General features: G+C 40.0%; 1 pseudogene. It reads left to right on the plus strand.

Annotated features, from left to right (window positions below):
• Window positions 1-217: pseudogene (locus AC805_RS26450) on the plus strand (ABC transporter ATP-binding protein); the annotation flags it as partial.
• Window positions 218-1,013: the final 796 nt, after the last annotated feature.

Raw genomic sequence — 1,013 nt, forward strand, 5'->3', positions numbered from 1 at the left:
CAATCAAACTGCCACAAGCATTTTGGGAAATCTACCCCAAAATAAAACGGTGTTATTTATCACCCACAACCTATCAGCAGCTTCAACCTGCGATCGCATTATTCTTATGGATGCAGGCAAAATCGCACAAGTAGGAACCCATAATGAATTACTGGCTGAGTCCCATCTTTATCAAAAGCTTTGGAATCAGCATAAATTGGAAGCTGCGATTAAATAGAAAGGGTGGCGGAAACGCCACCCTTTCTATATGGCTAGGACAAATCGAAACCCCAAAGATGGGAGGCGGCGCGAAGCGCCGCCTCCCATCTTTGGGGTTTTATGCCCTAAGCAAATCTTACGTTGCTATAGCTACAGTCACTTGACTTAGGATAAATCAAACCCCAAGAATTGACTGGCGGCGCTTTGCGCCGCCAGTCAATTCTTGGGGTTTATGTCCTAGTACAATTGGCGACAGCTATATATTTGCATCGCCTAGTTTGACATGATGTCTTTTGCTTGTTCTCTTTACAAGCGATACGTTATACCAATCAACGAAAGTGTGACAACACTTTTGTGAATTAAAAACTAAACCTAGTAAGGGTTTTTAAGTTAAGTAATGGCGTAGCCATTTCTTAACTTGGTATTAAAGAATTATTGGGAAGCTTATGGGAAAATTTATCGGGATACTTATGGGAACGAGCTATGGCAATGCTTGATTTAGTTCGGACAAATCAAAAAAAAGACGAGTGGCGATACCGAGAGCCGCCGCTTATCTGCCACTTATATGTTGGCTTTTAGGTACTAAGCAAAGCTTGTATTCCTGTATAACCTTGATTTTCAGAGAATATCTAAAACAACTACAACCACAACTTAAGGATTAAGCTAATAATTATCAAAAGTTAATTATCAAATGAGTACCTAATTAAACTTGAAACCTAGAAGAGTGTACCGCCCACATAGCGGAAGGTACGCTCTCTGATTTTGGATTTTAATTATGCTGAACTACTTACGTACCTCAGCATAATTAAAATCCA

The organism is Pseudanabaena sp. 'Roaring Creek' (genome assembly GCF_001402795.1).
In the GTDB taxonomy this organism is placed as follows: Bacteria; Cyanobacteriota; Cyanobacteriia; order Pseudanabaenales; family Pseudanabaenaceae; genus Pseudanabaena.